Below are 21,152 nucleotides of genomic sequence, written 5' to 3'. Positions count from 1 at the left end.
GTCTACACGTCCCTCCTTACAAACGTTCCTTCGTGGTTATACGAGCAGCGCGCATGCGCGGCCTGAGCCGACGTCGGGTCGACGGCGGCAACGTTGCCTGCCTCGAGCTCCCGCAGGCGCTCGGCGATGCCGGCCTCCACGCGATCGAGCAGGGCGTCGAAGTCCATGCTGCCACCCTCGCCGGGGAAACCTTTCTTGAGGCCTGGGATGCGACCGTCGCCGCGCTCTTCCTCGAGCAGCTCGGCGCTCGCGGCGCCGCGCAACGCCGGCTTGCCGCCCTTGGTCGAAAAGTAGAGCGCCGCGCGGGTGTCCAAATCCAGCGCCCGGCGCATGGCCTGCGCATAGATAAGCGTCTGGGTATGGGGCGGTAGCCACCGTGGGTCGTCGATGGCGGCCTCGCCCGATTCCTCGTCGCGCACCGTAGGGTCGGCGAGCTTAAACTCCTCAACGCCCGTGCGATGCTTGTAGTCGATCACCACGGCACGATTCTCGGCGTCCACGTCCACGCGGTCGATGCGCCCGCCAAGCGGCCAGCCGGCATACTCGACTTTGAGCTCGTTAAAGGCGAACTCCAGGTAACGCGGGGCAAAGGGGGCGAGCGCCTCGGACTCGTAGGCAAGCACTCCCTCCAGCTGCGGCAGAATCTCGGCCACCTGGCGCTCCTCCACCGGAGAGAGCGGCACGAGCGGGCCCTCGTTGCCACGCTTGGAGGCATGCTCGGCCAAGGTCTCGTCAAAGACCTCGTGTAGCAGCTCCTGTGCACGCGGCAGATTCATGGGCGTCACGCGCTCCATGCCCTCTTGGGGCAGACGGGCGTGCAGGCGCTCCAGAACATCGTGGACAAAGTTGCCCTTCTCCATGTTGCCAAAGCCCGCGTCGATGGACTGGGGCTTCACGCGATACGACACGAACCAACACAGCGGGCACGTCGAGTACGCCTCAATCTGCGAGGCGGACGTCAGGCGCGGCACGAGCGGCGCGTCCTCGCCCTCGCCATCGCGGCGGCACAGGACCAGGTACGGCACAGCCGCATCACTCAAATGCTGAGGAGCCTCGCACGCAACACGCTTGCACTCGATACCCTCGCCGGCCGCCGGATCAAAATCGGCGACGATACCGCCCTCGCCCACGCACGCAACCTTGGCGGCACCAGCGGCCTCGGCATACGCCCGCAGCTCGGTCCATACGGCTGCCGGGTAGCACTCGCGTGCCTGGCGATCGTGCGTCACGCGGGCGAGCGCGACCGGACCGCTCGCCGCCTGCATTGCACGGCAAAAGCGCACGCGCAGCAGGGCGGCGGGCTCCAAAGACACGCCGTCGCGGCGCAGCTCGGCCGTCAACGTAGCAAGCGGGCCCTCTTCGTGCGAAAGCGGGTAGCTGTCCAGGTCGACATCGGCAAACAGCACGGCATCGTAGCAGCCAGGACGCAGAACCGACGCATCGGCAAGCGAAGCAAACCGAACCTGAGCACGTGGCGCACGGTCAACCTCGTAAGTCTCGTAATCGTAGGCGGTGCTACGCTTGTCCACCTTGGTGCGAACGCCATCGAGCACGGGCACGGTCGCGGCCTGCGACACGTCGAGCGCGCGAGCATCGTTCATAAGGATGTCGATGACATGGCGCAGCAGGGCCACCTCCGCCTGGCGACGGGCTTGGCCATCCAAGCTGCCCAGCGAGCGATCGGGCAACGCCTCGGCAACGGCAAGCATGGCCTTGAGCGCCGTCACGGGCTTGTCACGCCACAGCGCCTGGAACACGTCCGAGACCACACACGGCACATTCTTAAACCAGTTTTCGTCGCTCGCCGCCTTACGCGCGCCCCTCACCTGGCCCTGAATGCTCTGCAGCAGGCTCTTAACGCCCGCGGTAGTCTTGCTGCGCGAGAGACGCATATTCTTATCGAACGTGAGCGCGCTGGCGGCATCGGCACCCGAAAGCGGACTGTAAATCCAGTCGGTAAGCTCCGGCGCGGGCCACCACTCGGTCTTAGAGGCGATGCCCTCGTCGGCGGCCTTCATGCGCTCGATCAGGCCGGCAAGCGCCGTAAGCTGCCTGCCCGCGATGGACTGGGAAAACGCCGTGAACTCAGTTGTCTCAGCAGCGATACGACGAGCCGCCAGACGAGAGGCGAGCTCACCGAACAGCTGGGGTGCCCGGGCAGAAACGACGAGCACGCGTGCGGGGTCGGCGTTCGTCGCGGCGCCGTCGGCCTCGGAACCCTGGCACGCTTTTACCAGATCATCAATTGCGTCCGCATAGACATGAGCACGGGCATGGGGGCCGGCGACCTCAATAAAGGCAGGCTGAGCGGCGGTCCCGCAAGCGGCATCAGACGCGCCGGCATCCTCGTCCAGCGGCGCGATCTCAAACAGCACACCGCGGGCATCAAATGCCGCGGCAAGCTCCTCGCGCGTCGCCGCCTGCTCGCGGACAAGCAGCACGACGACCTCTCCCCCGTTGTTTGCCACGGCGGACAGCAGCTCGAGCAAGCTATACGTAAATGACGTGACGCCGCGCACGCAAACGGCACGGGCGCACCCCGGCAGGTTATCGGCCAGGGCACCGGCCATAATGTCAGCCGCCTCGCAGGGCTCGATCATATTTCGACGGTCCAAACCACCCGCGTAGGCACGCAAAAGCTCGAAAACGCGGGCCTCGGCGTCGCTTTTGGGCTCGGGCTGAGCGGCGGCATCGCGGCAGCGTTCGTCGCCCGCCCCCGCCACGCCCGGCAACACATCGCGGGCCATACGCGCAAGCATGCGCACCGTGCCCTGGCTGCGCGAGAGCGGCTGCAGAGCAGCGTCATCGCGGCGGTCGATCATGTCCGAGAACAGCATCTGGCGCTGAAGGTTATCCACAAAGCTACGGCCATCGCCCATAAGCTCCCACAGCGAACGGAGCCACGACGAAGGGGTCTTGTAATCGATACCCAGTGAAACCCCAGCTTCCGCCGCATCATGACGGCACAGATCGAGCTCGGCAAACGTAGGCACCAGCAAAACGGCACGCCCGTGGCGGGCAACCAGGTCGGCGAGCAGCGCCGCCTCGGCATCGCTCAAATCCGCGCCGGCGTTGGTGGTATAGATTCGAACAGGCATGGTCCTCCACTCAAACCGTTCGCAATAATCAATGTATCCATCCTACCCGCCCAAGCGGACACATTGCCACCGCAGCTCCATCTTTTGGTACGAAGCAACCTGACCCCAACGCACCAGCCGATTGCGGGCATATAAAAACCGCCCCCGAAGGGACGGTTCTGCGCAATTCGTTTTTGTCGCTAGCCTACTCGCCATCCTCCAGCTTGATGAGGATCTTGCGGTAGCCGCCGTACTCGCCGTTGAGTGCCTTGGACACGCGGCTCACTGTGGTGGACGAAGCGCCGGTGCGGGCCTGGACCTCGACATAGGGCTCGCCCTCGTCCAGATAGCGCGCCACCTGCAAACGCTGAGAAAGATCGCAAATCTCACGCGGCGTGCAGATATCGGTCAAAAACGCTTGGATATCTTTCTCGTCGTCCAAAAGGCTAAATGCGTGGACTAGCTGCTTGACATCAGGCTTGTCAAACATGTTCTCGATATTCATCGATTACCGCCAAACCCGCCAAAAGGCATCGAAGTTGATACTAACATCGGGCATCGTTCGCCCGTTCTATGCAATAGGGCAACGCCTGTGGCTTTTGCCCGTAGCAGTTTAGCACACCACCAAACTAAAGCGACAAGACTCTCTGTCAGCGGCACGTTTTTTAGGTCGAACGCCGTTTTGAAACCGAATGCGCACGCAAGCTCCACGAATATTTGAGACAATGGGCGCCCAAACACCGCGGCGCACCCGCGCAACCATCCAGGTCGCCGCCGCAAGCCGCTTCACGCGACGCCAGCAACCCCGGCGCAAGAAAGGATTCACGCCATGCGCTTTATGCTTAACTGGCTCTTCACCTCGATCGCTATCGCGATCGCCACGTTCCTCGTCCCCGGCATCCAACCCTTCGGCTTTGCCGAGGCCTGGGTCTGTTTCGCCTTCGTAGGACTGTTCCTCAATATCGTCGATTCGCTCGTCAAACCGTTCCTGACGGTCATCTCGCTGCCGCTCACCATCATTACGCTGGGCATTTTCCAGCTTGTCGTCAACAGCCTTATGCTCGAGCTCGCCAGCTACCTATCGGTGAATCTGCTGGGCGCGGGCATCTCCATCGCCAGCTTTGGATCGGCGTTTATGGGCAGCATCTTGGTATCCATCATGCGCAGCATTCTCGACAGCATCGCCAAGAACTAGAGCGAACCGATACGGATCGCCACAACACGCCAAAATGAAGGCCGCCCATCGAAACGATGGACGGCCTTCTTCTTTATCGAGCCTCAGAGGGTAAAGAAATCTACCATTTCTACCCCGTCCCCAAATGGAAGGTGTGGGTTAGATGACGTAGTCGTAGCCTTCGTTGGGAGCGACAAGTTGATCGAGTGTCACACCGTCGAGGTAGTCGTTGATGAGCTTGTCCAGGTTCTTCCACACGTCGAGCGTGGGGCACTCATCAGATCGCGAGCAGCCTTTGCAGTCACCATCCAGGCAGGCGACCGGCGCCAGACTACCCTCGGTCAGGCGCAGAATCTCGCCCACCGTGTACTGCTCGGGAGGGCGCGTGAGCACGTAGCCGCCGCCCTTGCCGCGCATGCCCGAGAGCATATTGGCGCGTACGAGTGTGGCAAGAATGTTCTCCAGATATTTCTCCGAAATCCCCTGTCGCGCCGCAATCTCTTTGAGCGGGATGCGGCCGGCCGCCTGGTGCTCTGCCAGGTCGACCATAACGCGCAGGGCATACCTGCCCTTTGTGGAAACCAACATATATATTGCTGCCTTTCGGTCATTTAATCCGTAGAAATTCTAGCCGAAAAATTGGCTTTGAAAATACCCATCCCGTCAAGATGGTTAATCGACTCGCAATAATTCATAAATTCCTATTGCATTACTAGGCTTTGCTGTCTACTATGCTTCCCAACAGCTAAACGAACAACCTATTGGGTTTGTAGGTTTTGCTGTTACATACACCGTAAAACCACACGGTATCCAGTCATTTGAACACTTTGGAGGTTCACCATGAGCAAGGTTTACACGTCCATCGATCAGCTTATCGGCCACACCCCGCTTTTGGAGCTTACCCACTTTGAGGCCGACGAGGACCTCAAGGCCCGCGTGCTCGTCAAGCTCGAGTACTTCAACCCCGCCGGCTCCGTCAAAGACCGTGTCGCCAAAAACATGATTGACGAGGCCGAGAAGGCCGGCAAGCTCGTGCGCGGCGGCGACTACACCATCATCGAGCCCACGAGCGGCAACACCGGCGTCGGCATCGCCTCCGTGGCGGCGGCTCGCGGCTACAAGGTGATTATCACCATGCCCGAGACCATGTCCGTCGAGCGCCGCAAGCTTATGCAGGCATATGGCGCAAAGCTTGTGCTCACCGACGGCTCCAAGGGCATGAAGGGCGCCATCGCCAAAGCCGAGGAGCTGCAGAAGGAGACCCCCAACAGCATTATCGCCGGCCAGTTTGTGAACCCCGCCAACCCTGCCATCCACAAGGCCACGACCGGCCCCGAGATCTGGGACGACACCGACGGCAAGATCGACATCTTCGTCGCCGGCGTTGGCACCGGCGGCACCGTGACCGGCGTAGGCGAGTTCCTCAAGGAGCAGAACCCCGAGATTAAGATCGTCGCCGTCGAGCCCGCCACTTCCCCGGTGCTCTCTAAGGGCCAGGCAGGCCCGCACAAGATCCAGGGCATCGGCGCCGGCTTTGTGCCCGACGTCCTCGACACCCAGGTCTACGACGAAATCATCCCCGTCGAGAACGACGACGCCTTTGCCACCGGCCGCGCCGTGGGCCACAAGGAGGGCGTGCTCGTGGGCATTTCGTCCGGCGCCGCCGTGTGGGCCGCGCTGCAGCTGGCCAAGCGCCCCGAGAACGAAGGCAAGACCATCGTGGCGCTGCTTGCCGACACCGGTGAGCGCTACCTGTCCACGGCGCTCTTCCAGGGCTAGAGCTTCTCGTTCTTAGAACGAGTCCAAGGCACGCCGGTCTCCCCTCTCTTCTGGCGGCCTGAGCTCATCCCAACAGGGTGTCCCACGAGACGTCCGAACTTGCTACAATGTCTGCGGCGCGGAACCAGCCTCCCGCGCCGCTTTTCTTTTTTGGCCACATGCCACCAAGGAGAACCTCCCCATGCACAATAAGCGCGTGCTCGTCGCCATGAGCGGCGGCGTCGATTCCAGCGTGACTGCGTATCTGCTCAAAAGTCAGGGTTACGAATGCGTCGGTGCCACCATGCGCCTCACCTGCCCCGCACCCGATCCTGTCACGGGCGTGAGTAAAGTCGACCGCGACATCGCTGACGCGAAGGCCGTCGCCGAGCGCCTGGGGATACCCCACCATGTGCTCGACCTGCAGCAGACCTTCGACCGCAACGTGATCGAGCGCTTCGTGACCGCCTACCAGGAGGGGCTGACGCCCAACCCGTGCATCATCTGCAACCGCCACATTAAGTTTGGCGCGTTGCTGGATGCGGCGCTGGATATGGGCTGCGACTACATCGCCACAGGCCACTATGCCAAAACGAGCCAGGCGCCCGACGGCACCTGGCAGCTGCATCGCGGCGAGGACCCCAAAAAGGATCAGAGCTACTTTTTATATTCGCTCACGCAAGAACGCCTGGCACGCACCATCTTTCCGCTGGCAGGGCTGGACAAGGAGCGCGACGTACGCCGCATTGCCGCCGAGCAGGGCTTCATCAACGCCAAGAAGGCCGAGAGCGAGGACATCTGCTTTATCCCGGACGGCGACTACGCGGGCTATATCGAGCGCCGCTGCGGACATGCCGCTGCACCGGGCGACATTGTGTGGCGCGACGGCAGCGTGGTCGGACGCCATAACGGCGCGCTGCGCTACACCATCGGCCAGCGCAAAGGCCTGGGTGTCGCGATGGCGCATCCGGTGTATGTAACGGGCGTCGACGCCGCCAGCAACACCGTGCATCTGGGCGAAGCCGAGGACCTAACCGCCTCGGCGCTAACTGCCGATGAGTGGATCTGGAGCGCCCCTGCCGACCGCATGGAGGCAGAGCTCAATGCCGGCGGCATTCGTGTAGGTGCCAAGTACCGCTACCGTCAGAAAGACCAGGCAGCGACACTTACGCGCGACGAAGGCGAGCAAATGCTGCTAACTTTTGACGAGCCACAGCGAGCCATCGCCCCCGGCCAGGCCGTTGTAGTCTATCGCGGCGACATCGTCCTGGGCGGTGGTACCGTAACCGGCGCACTTAAGTAGCCGCTGGTTTATCGCCGCACGTGTCGAAGTGCCTCAACAGCGGCACCAACCTCGATTACGCGACGCTCGAGGCCGCGGCGGATGGCCTCGAGTCGACCCTCCGCCGTGGCCCATTTGCTCTGCGAAAGAATCTCGATTGCCTCATCAACAAATCCGTTGAGCCGCGATGAATCGAACCAATCGAGCGAGTCCGCAAGCGCCAGCTGGACGAAAGGGTCGGGCCCAAACGGCTTAGCGGAAAACCCAAACTCCCCAGATGAGAGCACGGCAGTTGGCACGTTATACCACAGACAGTTGCCGCTATCGAACAGCGGTGCAGGTTTTATCTCCAGGGTGTCGACATTGCGGATGATGCCGAAGTTTCGCCAATGGCGATCGCTGTTGGCCAAAAGGGCATCGCAAATGATCATCTGCGACATAGACCTTCTCACGGCAGCCTCGTCTGCTCCATGCTTACCAAGGAAGCGGCAGTACCGGTCGTACGTCGAGTTTCCTCGCTGACCGCCAAGAGCGTTCTTAACGTAAACAGCCGGAACATATTCCTCGCGGCCGTCAAGAAAGTCGTCGCACAAACACACAGGGCCATCGAACATCCGCTCAACCGCATAGGGAACAAACTCACCCTCTGACAGCAAGCGACGATGTAGAGCCGTTGCAACCGCCTCGTTAAAGGGACGTTGATCGTCCATGCCGCACCCCTTGACCAGGACGCGAACACCGTTGCGAATCATCCACGATTTAGGAAGCTCGCCCTCGGATGTGTTGTCGGGATTTTTAAGACCGATGCCTTCCAGCCAACCCGAACGCCCCTCGGGCGCCGATCGCTCAAATTCGTTCTCAAAGTAATTGATGTTTCGCCATTCGAGCCCGTCGCAATCGGTCGACCGCAGCCAATAGCAATCCGAAAGCGAGAGGCCCAGGCACTGAACCGGCACCTCAGTGCCGTTGACGATCCCTAACTCTCGGTAGCGCAAGATAAGCCCGGGGCGAACATCGGGTACCGACCGATGCCCCCACCACGCGTTGAGCTCCCGCTTATTCACCGTTGGAGAAGAGCTCGAGCATGTGCCAAACGGCATTCGTTGCGCATCGAGGACCTCGGCGATTTCGAAGGGAAACTCGCGCGTCGGATCAAATGAGACATGCGCGACCTCATGGTCGGCCGACATCAGCGTAAACTTGCGTCCCACATCGGCTGCAGGACGGCGCCCTCGTTTGCGGACCTTTTGATAGGCGATCGCAGAATTGTACTCGATCATCTTCCGGCCGCCCACAATATCGCACGCGAGCGTTCCCGATGCGGCAAGTTGAGATATGCGGGCTTTCGTAACGCCCAACAGGCGGGCAGCATCACCCATAGACAAGTACTCAGACGTATCCATACACCGCATCACCTCGTTAAGTAATTTACACGTTTAGTTAATAGATTACAGACATCATAATACTAAACGACCCAAAGCGAAAAAAGGCCCGAGAAATCGGGCCTTAGCGATTGGTCAGCCGAGTCGCAAGCTGCTCCCTTAGCGCTGAACGTAGGCGCGAACGAGCTCGTAGGTATTGCGCACGCCGTCGATGTGGCTGCGCTCGTAGTTGTGGCTCGCGTACACGCCGGGACCGATCAGGCCGTGGCGGATGTCGTAACCAGCCGAAAGCGTAGCCTCGACGTCGGAGCCGTAGTGCGGGTACACGTCGATGGCGTAATCGAGCTCCAGCTCGCGCGCGATATTGGACAGCGTGGTAACCAGATCGTAGTTGTAGGGGCCACCCGAATCCTTGGCGCAAATCGAAACCATGCGCTCGGTGCAGCCCAGGTCGTCGCCCACGCAGCCCATGTCCACGCTGATCATCTCGCGCGTGTCAGCCGGCACAAAGGCACCGCCGTGGCCGACCTCCTCGTACACCGTAAAGAGCAGCGAAACCTTGCGCGAAAGGGTCACCTCGCCGTCAGCAACGGCGCGGGCCAGACCCAGCAGAATCGACGCGGATAGCTTGTCATCTAGGAAGCGGCTCTTGATGTAGCCACTCTCCGTCACCGTCGTGCGAGGATCCATAGCGATGATGTCACCGGTCTGAATACCCAGCTCGAGCACGTCGTCTTTGCTGTCGACATTCTCGTCGAGCAAGATCTCCATGTTCTTCTCGACGGTCTTGACCGGTTCATCGGCCACATGCGCCGAAGGCTCGGTGTTAAGAACCACACCCGTGTAGACGTTGCCATCACGCGTATAAACGGTGCAGTTCTCGCCATCGGCCGTAGACCACTGATGCCCGCCGAGCGTCGTGGGACGCAGGCGACCATTGTCCTTAATGGAGCGCACCATGGCGCCCAGGGTGTCGACATGGCTGGCCAACACCAGCGGCTCACCCTCGCCGCCAAGCTCGACCAGCACGTTGCCCTTATTGGAACGCTCAGGGCCAAAGCCCATATCGCGCAACGTTTCCATTAGATAATCAGTCGCCGCACGGGTATAGCCCGTAGGCGAAGCAATCGAGGTAAGCGCCTTCAACTGGTCAGTAATAAAACCAAGCGTAGAATCCATTTGGGACACCATCCACAACTCCAAAGTCAACATCCCGTAATCAGTAAAAGCCCCAACAACGATACCATCACGCACAAATATTTACCCAGCGAGATGACCCATCGAGCTCTTCCGAACAGCGCCCGCCACGACAACGAGCCGGCGGGCCCCGCCCGTTAGCCCCAGAATCTTTCCGCAGGACAGAAGGAGGCCCCGCCGCACGTAGTGCGCAGCGGGGCCTCCGACATGTCCGAGGACGATTCTGGGGCTAACGGGCGGGGCCCGCCGAACCAGGTTAAGCAGCCGGGCAGATCTTCTTGAAGAGCTCGATAACGTCGTCGAGCGTCGCCTCGCGCGGGTTACCCGGGAAGCAGGCGTCGGCCATAGCGTCCTTGGCCAGGACCTCGATCTCGTCGGCCTTCATGGCCTCGCAGACGTGTGGGATGTTCACGTCGGCAGAGAGCTGCTTGACGGCGGCGATGGCAGCGTCAGCGGCCTCGTCGGTGCTCATGCCCGTGGTGTCAACGCCCATGGCAACGGCAACCTTGGCCAGGCGCTCGGCGCAAACCGGCTTGTTGAACTCCATGGCGATCGGCAGCAGCATGGCGCAAGCAACGCCGTGCGGGGTGTCGTAGTGAGCGGACAGGGTGTGAGCCATGGCGTGGTCGATGCCCAGGCCAACATTGGAGAAGCCCATGCCGGCGACATACTGGCCAAGGGCCATGCCCTCGCGGCCGGAGCCGGGCTGACCGGACTTGGCCTCAGCGACAGAGTCGCGCAGGTTCTCGCTAATCAGCTTGATAGCCTCAAAGTGGAACATGTCGGAGAGCTCCCAAGCGCCCTTGGTGGTGTAGCCCTCGATGGCGTGGGTCAGAGCGTCCATGCCGGTAGAGGCGGTCAGGCCGGCGGGCATGGAAGCCATCATGTCGGGGTCGACGACGGCGACCTCGGGGGCATCGTTGGTGTCGACGCACACGAACTTGCGGACCTTCTCGGGGTCGGTGATGACGTAGTTGATGGTCACCTCAGCAGCGGTACCGGCGGTCGTCGGCACGGCGATGGTGAACACGGCATGGTTCTTGGTGGGAGCAACGCCCTCGAGGCTGCGGACATCAGCGAACTCGGGGTTGTTGATGATGATGCCGATAGCCTTGGCGGTGTCCATGGAGGAGCCACCACCAATGGTCACGATAGCGTCAGCCTCGGCGGCCTTAAAGGCCTCGACGCCGTCCTTGACGTTCTGGATAGTGGGGTTGGGCTTGATCTCGGAGTAAAGGCTCCAAGTGATGCCGGCGGCGTCGAGCTCGTCGGTCACCTTGGCGGTAACGCCAAACTTGACCAGGTCGGGGTCGGAGCAGACGAAGATCTTCTTGTAGCCGCGACGCTGGAGCTCACCGGGGATCTCCTTGATGGCGCCGGAACCATGATAAGAAATGGTGTTGAGAACGAAACGATTAGCCATTGATAGCCTCCCATCGTGTACGGGGCACCCATTACGCCCCGCGCTGCAAGTTCCATCCTAACGCTTTTGAAACAAAAAATGCATGAGAACATCAAAAGTGTTAAAGCGTTTCAACAGGAAATGAAAAAACTGCGGCAAAGGGACAACCCCTCTGCCGCATTCGGTTACTTTCGACAGCCCTCTTTCCAAGCCTCGGCCGCAACCTTCCAGCGAAAGCGCAAGTCGCGTTCGCGATCGATAAACATGATGGCAAACGCGATAAACAGCAGCACGCTCGCCACCGCAATGGCATGCAGACCCATGCGCTCAATGCACCAATTGCCCAGCACGGCGCCAAACACAAAGGTAAAGATCACACCAAAGTACAGCAGGCCGTTTTCCAAAAAGCCGCGCTTGTGGGTAATGATGTAATCGTCCACGTTTTGCAAGGCATTACGGAGGTTGCCGATACACATGGTCGTGGCGATGCCGTGTCCATGAATCTTGCGGAAGCTCTCGACCTGCATGCCGCAGGCAAACGAGGTAAGGCAGTTGGCGAGCAGGTTGAAATCGCCACCGGGAATAAAACTCACGCCCAGCAAGATGACGGCTTCAAAGAACACCGTCACCTGGCGCCAGTGAATCACGCTGCCAAAACGCTCGTGTACCAGGTCAGCAAGCATAATGCCCACAGCAAACGAAACCACAGGGAAGAAGTAACGCCCCGCAAGTGCCCAGTTGCCCTCTGAGATGCTCACGCCCACCAGCAGGATGTTACCCGTCTGCGCGTTGGCGAAAACATGGTCGCGCCCAATGTACGAATACACATCCATAAAGCCACCGGCAAGCGCCAAGATGATGCCCAGCTCGATGGACTCCGATATCTGTTTGGCACGCTGCATCGTCGTGCATCCTCCTTGTTGACGACCCTCTCGTGCGTTGGCGGAGACATTGCCGCCGTTCATACTGTAACCCATTGACAACATGGCGTGCGAGCGAGACGGGCCCCCAACGCGCAGATACACAGTCTGGAAACATACGGCGGGAGAGGCGCCGACACCCGCATCGACGCGCCGATCCGCCAGCTCATGTACTCCACCAGTCTTTTTAGCCCCGTCCCAAAAAGACTGGTTACAATTACGTGCAGCATACAAACACCGGGAGGGATCGTGGCAAAAAAGCCTCAGCACGCTCAGAATAACCAGCGCAGTCAGCAGGGCAAACAGGGCCAGCAGCAAAAGCGCGGCGGTAAGGCGCAGGTCACGGCCGCCCCCGCCACCCGGGCCGCGCACACCCAGGCAGCGCCCTCACGCCCCTGGCGTCCGGGCCGCGATAAGTTCCTACCCGTCAGTCGCGCCGACATGGATGCACGCGGCTGGGACCAGTGCGACTTTGTCTACATCTGCGGCGACGCCTACGTGGACCACCCCAGCTTTGGTATGGCCATCATCAGCCGCGTACTCGACGCGCATGGCTACAAGGTGGGCATCATCTGCCAGCCCGACTGGACCGATCCCGCCAGCATCACCGTGCTCGGCGAGCCGCGCCTGGGCTTTCTCGTCAGTGCCGGCAACATGGACTCCATGGTCAACCACTATTCGGTGACCAAGCACCGCCGCCACACCGACGCCTATACCCCCGGTGGCGAGGAGGGTCACCGCCCCAACCGTGCCGTTACGGTCTACGGCAACCTCATCCGCCAGACGTTCAAGGACGCCCCCATCATCATCGGCGGCATCGAGGCGAGTCTGCGCCGTCTGGCCCACTACGACTACTGGCAGGACAAGCTCAAGCGCTCGGTACTGCTCGACTCGGGCGCCGACATCCTCATCTACGGCATGGGCGAGCACGCGATCGTCGAGATCGCCGACGCGCTCGACGCGGGACTGCCCGTCGACCAGATTACCTATATCAATGGCACCGTCTACCGCACCAGCTCGCTCGACGAGGTCTACGACTACGACCTGCTGCCCAGCTGGGACGACCTTACCGCCGACAAGCTCAACTACGCGCGCAGCTTTAACGTGCAGCAGCAGAACATGGACCCCATCACCGGACATCGCCTGGTAGAGCCCTACCCCAACAGCGTCTATGTGGTGCAGAACCCGCCGTCCGCGACGCTCACCACCGACGAGATGGACGAGGTGGCCGAACTCCCCTACGCACGCGATTGGCACCCCGACTACGACGCCGCGGGCGGCGTGCCGGCCTTTGCCGAGATCAAGTTTTCCATCAGCTCTAACCGCGGCTGCTTTGGCGAGTGCTCGTTTTGCGCGCTCACCTTCCACCAGGGCCGCGTGCTGCAGATGCGCAGCCACGATTCGATCATGCGCGAGGCCGAGCTGCTCACGCGCGACCCCGAGTTTAAGGGCTACATCAACGACGTGGGCGGACCGACGGCCAACTTTAGCCGCCCTGCCTGCGACAAACAGCTCAAGCACGGCGTGTGCAAGAACAAGCGCTGCCTGTGGCCGAGCGTATGCAAGAACATGGTGGTCGATGAGAGCGGCTACACGCAGCTGCTGCGCGACCTGCGCCAGCTGCCAGGCGTCAAGAAGGTCTTTGTGAGGAGCGGCATTCGCTTCGATTACACCATGGCCGATGCCTCAGACGAGTTTTTGCGCGAGCTTTTGGAACACCATGTCTCGGGCCAGCTGCGCGTGGCACCCGAGCACGTGAGCGACGCGGTTCTCTCCGTGATGGGCAAGCCGAGCCGCGCCGTCTACGACGCATTCTGCCGCAAATTTGAGCGCTTGAACCGTGAATATGGACTCAAGCAGTACGTGGTGCCTTACCTCATCTCGAGCCACCCCGGCTCAACCATGAAGGAAGCGGTGGAGCTTGCCGAGGCCGTGCGAGACATGGGCTACATGCCCGAGCAGGTGCAGGACTTCTACCCCACCCCGTCCACGATGAGCACTTGCATGTACTACACCGGCGTTGACCCGCGCACCATGGAGCCAATCTATGTGGCGCGTGACCCGCACGAGAAGGCTATGCAGCGCGCGCTCATCCAATACCGCAAGCCCGAGAACTACAAGCTCGTGCGCGAGGCATTGGAGAAGGCAGGCCGCCGCGACCTGATCGGCTACACCAAGCATTGCCTAATCCGTCCCGTGCCGCCGCGCCCGGGCGAGACGTCTGCTGGCGGCGGGCATGGCACCGGCAAGAAGGGCGGCAGGGCCCACGGTGGTGCCGGCAAGGGCCCCAAGGGCAGCAAGGGGCACGGCGGCATGTCGCGTGCGCAGAACACCGCCGGCCGCAACCGCGCGGCCCAGGGACGACAGGGCGCCAACGGAGGCGGGCGTCGCAACTAGGGCAGCGGCGCGCTCGCTGCGTACATCCCACACGCGTGGCGCAGTGAGCGCATTGCCTCAACGAGGATGACGCCAGCGATAGCGACCGTAATTGCCACATCGAACGGCGTGTTCACAAACCAGAGCAACGTCATGAGATACGACCCGGCGTTAAAGGCAAAATGCAGCAGGATCGTGTAGCGGAGCTTTCCGGTCGTCACGAGCACCCAGCCAAAAATGAGGCCGGCAGCGCCCGCATAGCAGCCCTGCACCCAGTTCAGGTGCATAAAACCGAAGATCGCCGCCTGCAGCACGACCGCCGCGACGATACCCCACGTGCTCGGGGCCGCCCAGGGCACCATGGCGCCGTCCTGCGCGCTCGCACGACGCCGGCGCTTCCAAAGTGGGCGGCACTGCGGATTAAACGCTCGGAGCGAAAACTCAAAAATGATACCGCGCACCAGCAGCTCCTCGCAAAACGGAGCGCCGAGCACCGTGGTCAGGACGGCCAGATAGCTCGTGTCACCCATGCCCGTCTCCTCGACAAGTTCGCTGTAGTCGGCCGCGGCCTCCGGCAACAGCGACAGCACGGCGTCGGTCACGTAGCCAACGACCACCTGCAGGGCAAGGCCAATCACGATAACGCAGACGATGCGCTTCCACGCCCCACGCGCTCCCCCGCCGAGCGGATGCGCGCTTTGCCGGCGTGCCATAAACGAACGCGGCCACAGATAACGCCACCACAGCAGCGCCATCAAAAACGACGCCATCTGCGCGGCAGCCTGAAGCAATTGAATATCGAGGTCGTCAATCGAAAAGCCCATGAACACCGATGCGACGCCCAGAGCGGAGAACAAAACCACACTCAGGGCGATATCGGCAGCGACAACGCCAAAACAGGCAAGCGCCCAAATCATCGCATCGAGCATGCCAACCTCCTCAAAACCCGGCACTTAGGGACGTTCCTTAACTGCCGGCAGAAAAGGAACGTCCCCAAGTGCCGGCAGTTTGGGACAGTCATTGTTGATGAGAATCGGGCGCAGTGCCAAAGGCCCCGTTGGGCGAAATGTCGAACGGAAAGGTGCCGCAGCGATTAAACGCGGCGATAAACATGCGGATGGCGTTGGACGGCGTGGTACCTACGAGCTGCGTTGCCGCCGCGAAGGCCGCCTTTTCCTCGGGCAAGACCTTCGCGACAACCGGGGTCATGTGTTCTGCCATGGCGCTTCCTTTTTGAAACGACGGTGGTGCGGATAGATGCGGGCCACGCGGCTGGGCGACGGGCTGTGAAGGCAACCCGATTGGCCCGCATCTAGAGTTTGTTTCTACGGCGTTGGTATTACTTGGTATTCCGCAGTATTACCCCGCAGATAGAATACCATACCCGACCCCATGGGGACGGAGAAAAAAACGGATCATTTTGTTGCTGAATAAGTATTTAGAGCGTGATGATATCCGAGATATTGAGGGCCCGAGCGTCGACGGCATCGTGCGTGGCAAGCAACAGGATGCGACCGTCGAGCAAGTCGAGCACGACCTCGGCGCATGCGTCGCGCGCAGCGGTATCTAGACCGGTAAAGGGCTCGTCAAGAATCACCGCGTCACCTGGGCACAGCAGGGCTCGGGCAATCTCGACGCGACGGCGCTGCCCACCCCCATATCAACCCTTTGCGCAAAACGGCAATGCCCCGTCCGCGCAAACACGCGAACAGGGCATTGATCAAGTTTTACGGTCAGCGGCTCTTTTGTGCCAGAGACCTTCTGTCTTTAGCGAAGCTCGGGCCAGTAACCCTTGTTGGCCTCGATCATGTCGTCGAGAACCTCCTTGGCGACCTTCATCGAAGGCACGGTCTTGTTGAGCGTAAAGGCCTTGAGCGCCTTCTCGTACGAACCCTCGATCGTAGCCTCGACGATGAGCTTCTCGGAGTTCAGCTGCTGCATCATAAGACCCTGCTGGAACAGCGGGATGTTGTCGCGGCTGATGACCTCGGGGCCGTTCTTGCCAATGTAGGCAGGCAGCTCGACCATGGCGTCGTAGGGCATGTTGGGGATAGCGCCCTTGTTCTCGCAAATGACCAGGAAGCGCTGCTTGGTGTCGTTCTTCAGAGCGATAGCCAGATCGGCAATCCAGTCGCCGTGGCTGCCCGCATAGAACGTGCTCTCGTCGATCTCGCCCGTCTTCTCGTAATGGTCGATGCCATCAAAGAGGTTCTTCTCGCGCGTCTCCTCGACCTCGTTTGCACGGGTGCGCTCGGGGTTGGAATGCTCGACGAACTCCTTCTGCTGCAGGTAGTAGTTCAGATACGTGTTGGGCAGGTACTCCGGGAAGCACTCCATGATCTCGTACTCGCCCTTCCAGACGTAGTACCAGCTGCCCTTGGTGTGGCGGTTCTGCTCGGGATGCTCGTCGGTGGCCTCCTCGGGCTTCTTGGACATCAGCGAGCTCATGCCCTTGAGGTAAGAATCGGGCAGCAGAATCTCGTGCTCCTTGATGTACTCGCGCAGCTGCGGGAGCACCTCCTCGCCCTTGTGGCGGATCGAGGTGAACCAACCAAAGTGGTTGAGGCCAAAGTAGTCGTACTCGACGTCCTTCTTGTCGATATCGAGCGCGGCGCAAACCACGTCGATAATCGCAATCGGCATGTCGCAGATGTTGATGATGCGAGCGTTGGGGCGCAGGACGCGGCAGCCCTCGGAGACGATGGCGGCAGGGTTGGAGTAGTTGAGAATCCAGTAGTCCTTCTTGGCGTACTTCTCAACGTCGTCAATCAGCTCGACCATGGGGAAGATGGTACGCATGCCGTAGGCAAGGCCGCCGCAGCCGCAGGTCTCCTGGCCCACGCAGCCGTGACGCAGCGGAATCTTCTCGTCCTGCTCGCGCATGGCATAGCCGCCCACGCGCATCTGGGCAAACACGAAGCTCGCGTCGGTAAAAGCCGTCTTTTTGTCGGTGGTCACCGTAAGCTTGATGTCCAGGCCGAGGTCCTCGTGCAAAATCCAGTCCACGAGCACGCCGATCTTGCGCTGGCGCTCCTCGTTGATGTCGTACAGACGAATCTCGTCAACGTCGAGCTCGTCCTTGCGCAGAGCGATGGACTTGACGATGCCGGGGGTAAAGGTGGATCCGCCACCACACAGAGTAATGATCATTGTTTACTGCTCCTTCTCAATTGCGTTTTCGACCTTGTCACGCATCTCGGCGACCTTCATGCCAAAGATGATCTGGATATTGTTGCCATTGCGGTTGATGCCGCTGTTGGGCACGTGGTTGATGAGGTTCTCATCGATGAGGTCCGGGTTCTTAACGTTCACGCGGAGACGCGTAAAGCAGTTCTCGAGCTCCTCGATGTTGTCCTTGCCGCCAAGACCTGCGACCAGATCGGCAATGCCCGCATCGACGCCCTCTGCGGGAGCCGCGGCAACAGCGCCCTGCTTCACCGCGACAGACGCGGCGGCCTCGCCCTCGGCGACGGACTCGGCGAGCTCGGACTCCTCCTCGCGACCAGGCGTGTGGAGGTTGAGCTTCTTAATAAGGAAGGTGAAGAGGAAGAAGTACAGAGCGGCGTTGAGAACTCCAAGCACCAGCATCATCGGCCAGTTGGTCTTATCGACACCAAGGACCAGGTTGGAAACAACGATGTTGATGATGCCGCCTGCAGTCGAAGCGGGCACGGAGAGAACCTTAAGAAGAACCAGGAAGACGCCGGAAAGAATCGAGTGGACGACAAAGAGCACAGGGGCAGCAAAGACAAAGAGGAAGTCCATGGGCTCGGTCACGCAGGAAAGCACGGCGGTGATGATCAGCGGGATGATGACAGCCTTGGTCTTGTCCTTGTTCTGCTTGTAGGCGGTGAAGATAAAGGCGAGACCGATGCCGATGTAGGGCCACAGGTTGTTGAAGGCGTAGCTGTTGAAATACGTGCTATCGGAGAAGGGCTGGCCCGTCATTGCCATCTCGGCGACACGGATGGGATAGGCGCCGGCGATAACCTGATCGCCCAGCGTAAGGGTGCCACCCACATCGGAGAACTGGAACGGGGTGTAGATGAGGTGGTGCAGACCGGTGGGAACGAGCAACTTGTTGAGCATGCCGTAGATAAACAGACCGATGTTGCCCGACTCCTTAATGATGCCGGCAACGGAGGAGATGGCACCCTGAACCGGAGGCCAAACGATGCAGAAGCCAGCGCCCATGATCCAGGAAATGATGATCATGATCAGGAACGGAAAGCGAACGCCCGAGAACATCGAAAGGGCAACGGGGAACTGCTTGTTCGAGTACTTGTTGAACACGGCACCGGTGATGCAACCAAGAATGATGCCGCCAAACACGCCGGTATCGAGGACCTGAATGCCCATAACGGTGCTCTGGCCGGTTCCGGTAAGGCCGAGCATGCCGCTCGCTTCGGCAAGAGAACCGGTGGCGTTGAGCACGATGTTATTGGCCTGAAGGAACAGGAAGAACGACATCAGGGCGATCAGCGAAGCATGGCCCTTGTTCTTCTTTGCCATGGCGCCGGCGATGCCCACGCAGAACAGAATCGAGAGGTTGTTGATGATAAACATCAGCGACTGATAGACAACGGCGCCCGCAAGCTGGAACGGGCCGGAGCCCAGCACGGGGACCACGGCACAGATGGTCTTGTTGGTCAGAATGATGCCCACGATGAGCAGGATGCCGGCAACCGAGAGATACATCATCGGCTGGACGATCGACTTCGCGAACACCTCCAACGGCGCCTTGAGGTTTACTTTCTTTTTTGCGGTCATAGCGATACTCCCCTTTCTTTTCCGCAAATTAAGACAGGTGTGCCCTGGACAAGACCATGAGCCTTGTCTTATATCAATCGATGTGCGGGCACGTTATGCCTAGAGACCAGATTCTCCAAGCAGGTTAACAATGTGATATGCGAGATAACTCTTCTCGGCATTGGTAACGACAACGTTATAGGTAGACGCTAAGCGGTCGGCAATTGACTCCGCGCACGAGAACGCCCTCGGATACACCGTTTCATCGATACGGAACAGCGCGTCGCCATTGACCTGCCCCGCCGCGGGATCGAGCGCTCGCTGCGCAAAAAACTGCAGATGGCGAACGAAACGCTCGTACGGCAACGAGGCGACGTCAAGGGTCGTGGCATAGTGCTCGGAAACAATCGCGAGCACGTCGCGAACAAGCTGGACCGAAACAATCAGACGGTCAGAGCGCTGCGGCATGGTAGCGTTGACGATATGCAAGGTGATGAAGCCCTGCTCCTCCTCGCTCATCTCGATACCCAGGTAATCCTTGATAATCTGAAGGGCACGGCCCGCAAGCGCATACTCCTTGCGATAGAACTGCTGGATCTCGAGCAGCAACGGGTTCTCGCACGGAATGCCCTTGCGCTCGCGATCAAGGGCGAGGCTTATATGATCTGCGAGAGCGATGAGAATCTTGTCATTGATATCAACATTGAGCTCTCGACGAAGCATCTGAACAATGTCCTCGGAAATCACGAGGTTAACGGTGGGGATGGACTCCAAAAGATGTGCCAAGCGGTCAATCGTACGAGAATCCTGGGAGGTACCCTCCTGCAGCGCATAGGTCTTTTCGACCGACGCCTCGTCGATGATATCACCGGCATGGCGGCCAAAGCAGAGGCCTCGGCCGATGACGATGAGCTCGGAGCCATCGTCCGAAGTGACCATTGCGACGTTATTGTTGAAAACTCGCTTGATAACCACGGTACCCACCACAAGAATTTACTCGGAAAGCCAGACGACAGGCTCTTTAACAGCAACAGGGCCGGAAGCATGCTCACGAAGAGTCGAGTTCTCCGAGCGCTCGCACACGATAACGAAGACCGTGGGGTCGAAGCCGGCGGCGCGAACCGCGTCGAAATCGACCTCGACGAGGGGCTGGCCCGCGTCGACATGGTCACCCTGAGCAACGAGCGCATGGAAGCCCTTGCCCTCAAGTTTAACAGTGTCGATTCCGATATGCAGCATCACCTGAGCTGAGCTGTCGTCGGACATGATGCCCAGCGCGTGCTCGGTCGGAAACAACGCCGCGACGGTGCCGGAAACAGGAGCGCACACCGTTCCCTCTTGGGGAACCACGGCAACGCCATCGCCCACCGCGCGGCTGCTAAAAGCAGGGTCATTGGTATTTTCTAGATGAACAAGCTCGCCGGAAACGGGAGCGAGGATTTCGAACTCGGAAGCTGCAGTCTTCTGCTCATCCGAACCGCCCATCAGGCGAGAAAAGAAACCCATGGCGGCATGTCCCTTCATAAATATAGCCCAACCAAAATCAAGCGAATGCATCCATAGAGACACACCCGTTCAAAGACTTTGGTTAGGCCCACGTCCGAGGGACTCGGTAACCTTCCGCATTTCTTTTTACGAGAGCTATTGTAGACAAGCCCAAAGCCAGAATAATCATTATGACCGGTGAACGGTATTTATTCTCCGATAAACGGTAGCTATGCGGCACTTAGGGACGTTCCTTTTCTGCCGGCACCCAGGGACACTCCTTGCTCTGACCCCTTTGCACCAAAAAGGGCCCCGAGCGTAGTTGCTCGGGGCCCTTAGCTTGTCTCACG

17 protein-coding genes and 1 pseudogene are annotated in these 21,152 nt (G+C 60.1%); 4 read left to right on the top strand and 14 right to left on the bottom strand.

The features are described 5' to 3' along the window. Window positions 1–2: 2 nt before the first annotated feature. Window positions 3–3,098 (bottom strand): PD-(D/E)XK nuclease family protein, encoded by a 3,096-nt coding sequence (locus DXC90_RS01480; RefSeq protein ID WP_117734440.1) that lies wholly within the window; start codon window positions 3,096–3,098, stop codon window positions 3–5. A gap of 184 nt (window positions 3,099–3,282) precedes the next feature. Further along, complete coding sequence (locus tag DXC90_RS01475) at window positions 3,283–3,582, bottom strand: YerC/YecD family TrpR-related protein (RefSeq protein WP_022094855.1); 300 nt, start codon at window positions 3,580–3,582, stop codon at window positions 3,283–3,285. A 324-nt stretch (window positions 3,583–3,906) separates the two neighbouring features. On the opposite strand from DXC90_RS01475, the gene DXC90_RS01470 reads away from it, so the two are divergent. Next, a complete protein-coding gene (locus DXC90_RS01470; RefSeq protein WP_117734439.1) occupies window positions 3,907–4,272 on the top strand; it encodes a phage holin family protein in 366 nt (121 codons plus the stop codon). 138 nt (window positions 4,273–4,410) lie between these two features. On the opposite strand, the gene DXC90_RS01465 is transcribed toward DXC90_RS01470, so the two are convergent. Then, a complete protein-coding gene (locus DXC90_RS01465; RefSeq protein WP_089572175.1) occupies window positions 4,411–4,839 on the bottom strand; it encodes an Rrf2 family transcriptional regulator in 429 nt (142 codons plus the stop codon). Window positions 4,840–5,091: 252 nt separating this feature from the next. On the opposite strand from DXC90_RS01465, the gene cysK reads away from it, so the two are divergent. Both cysK and mnmA read left to right on the top strand, forming a co-directional pair. Beyond that, window positions 5,092–6,030 (top strand): cysteine synthase A, encoded by a 939-nt coding sequence (gene cysK, locus DXC90_RS01460; RefSeq protein ID WP_117734438.1) that lies wholly within the window; start codon window positions 5,092–5,094, stop codon window positions 6,028–6,030. 58 nt (window positions 6,031–6,088) lie between these two features. Next, complete coding sequence (gene mnmA, locus DXC90_RS01455; RefSeq protein ID WP_255413360.1) at window positions 6,089–7,312, top strand: tRNA 2-thiouridine(34) synthase MnmA; 1,224 nt, start codon at window positions 6,089–6,091, stop codon at window positions 7,310–7,312. Between the two features lie 8 nt (window positions 7,313–7,320). Here the strand turns inward: mnmA and DXC90_RS01450 are convergent, their stop codons facing one another. The 4 genes from DXC90_RS01450 to DXC90_RS01435 form a co-directional block, all read right to left on the bottom strand. Continuing rightward, window positions 7,321–8,694: a DNA-binding protein gene (locus DXC90_RS01450; protein ID WP_117734436.1), complete on the bottom strand. Its 1,374-nt coding sequence runs from the start codon at window positions 8,692–8,694 to the stop codon at window positions 7,321–7,323. 138 nt (window positions 8,695–8,832) lie between these two features. Continuing rightward, window positions 8,833–9,852 carry a M42 family metallopeptidase gene (locus tag DXC90_RS01445; RefSeq protein WP_117734435.1) on the bottom strand — a complete coding sequence of 340 codons (1,020 nt, stop codon included), beginning with the start codon at window positions 9,850–9,852 and terminating at the stop codon, window positions 8,833–8,835. A 274-nt stretch (window positions 9,853–10,126) separates the two neighbouring features. Further along, on the bottom strand, window positions 10,127–11,293 hold the full coding sequence (gene fucO / locus DXC90_RS01440) for a lactaldehyde reductase (RefSeq protein ID WP_117734434.1): 1,167 nt from the start codon (window positions 11,291–11,293) through the stop codon (window positions 10,127–10,129). 164 nt (window positions 11,294–11,457) lie between these two features. Next, the gene (locus DXC90_RS01435) at window positions 11,458–12,174 is read right to left on the bottom strand and encodes a YoaK family protein (protein WP_117734433.1); all 717 of its coding nucleotides are present in this window, start codon (window positions 12,172–12,174) and stop codon (window positions 11,458–11,460) included. Between the two features lie 267 nt (window positions 12,175–12,441). Between DXC90_RS01435 and DXC90_RS01430 the strand changes: the two genes are divergently transcribed. Further along, window positions 12,442–14,589 (top strand): YgiQ family radical SAM protein, encoded by a 2,148-nt coding sequence (locus DXC90_RS01430; protein WP_233502100.1) that lies wholly within the window; start codon window positions 12,442–12,444, stop codon window positions 14,587–14,589. Here DXC90_RS01430 and DXC90_RS01425 read toward each other — a convergent pair. From DXC90_RS01425 to DXC90_RS01395, 7 genes and pseudogenes are all read right to left on the bottom strand, one after another. Continuing rightward, complete coding sequence (locus tag DXC90_RS01425; RefSeq protein ID WP_117734432.1) at window positions 14,586–15,521, bottom strand: CPBP family intramembrane glutamic endopeptidase; 936 nt, start codon at window positions 15,519–15,521, stop codon at window positions 14,586–14,588. The two genes, DXC90_RS01430 and DXC90_RS01425, sit on opposite strands and share 4 nt — an antisense overlap. Before the next feature lie 64 nt (window positions 15,522–15,585). Beyond that, complete coding sequence (locus tag DXC90_RS01420) at window positions 15,586–15,789, bottom strand: hypothetical protein (RefSeq protein WP_117734431.1); 204 nt, start codon at window positions 15,787–15,789, stop codon at window positions 15,586–15,588. Between the two features lie 217 nt (window positions 15,790–16,006). Beyond that, window positions 16,007–16,210, bottom strand: a pseudogene (locus tag DXC90_RS09565) (hypothetical protein); the annotation flags it as partial. Between the two features lie 125 nt (window positions 16,211–16,335). Further along, the gene (locus tag DXC90_RS01410; RefSeq protein ID WP_117734429.1) at window positions 16,336–17,718 is read right to left on the bottom strand and encodes a 6-phospho-alpha-glucosidase; all 1,383 of its coding nucleotides are present in this window, start codon (window positions 17,716–17,718) and stop codon (window positions 16,336–16,338) included. A 3-nt stretch (window positions 17,719–17,721) separates the two neighbouring features. Next, the gene (locus DXC90_RS01405) at window positions 17,722–19,338 is read right to left on the bottom strand and encodes a PTS transporter subunit EIIC (protein WP_117734428.1); all 1,617 of its coding nucleotides are present in this window, start codon (window positions 19,336–19,338) and stop codon (window positions 17,722–17,724) included. Window positions 19,339–19,437: 99 nt separating this feature from the next. Next, window positions 19,438–20,292, bottom strand: a complete 855-nt coding sequence (locus DXC90_RS01400) for a PRD domain-containing protein (RefSeq protein WP_117734490.1) — start codon at window positions 20,290–20,292, stop codon at window positions 19,438–19,440. Window positions 20,293–20,310: 18 nt separating this feature from the next. Then, complete coding sequence (locus DXC90_RS01395) at window positions 20,311–20,823, bottom strand: PTS glucose transporter subunit IIA (RefSeq protein ID WP_158549076.1); 513 nt, start codon at window positions 20,821–20,823, stop codon at window positions 20,311–20,313. Between the last annotated feature and the right edge of the window lie 329 nt (window positions 20,824–21,152).

It is taken from the genome of Collinsella sp. TF09-1AT, from assembly GCF_003436895.1.
Classification (GTDB): domain Bacteria; phylum Actinomycetota; class Coriobacteriia; order Coriobacteriales; family Coriobacteriaceae; genus Collinsella.
This window is presented reverse-complemented; position numbering and strand designations above follow the sequence as displayed.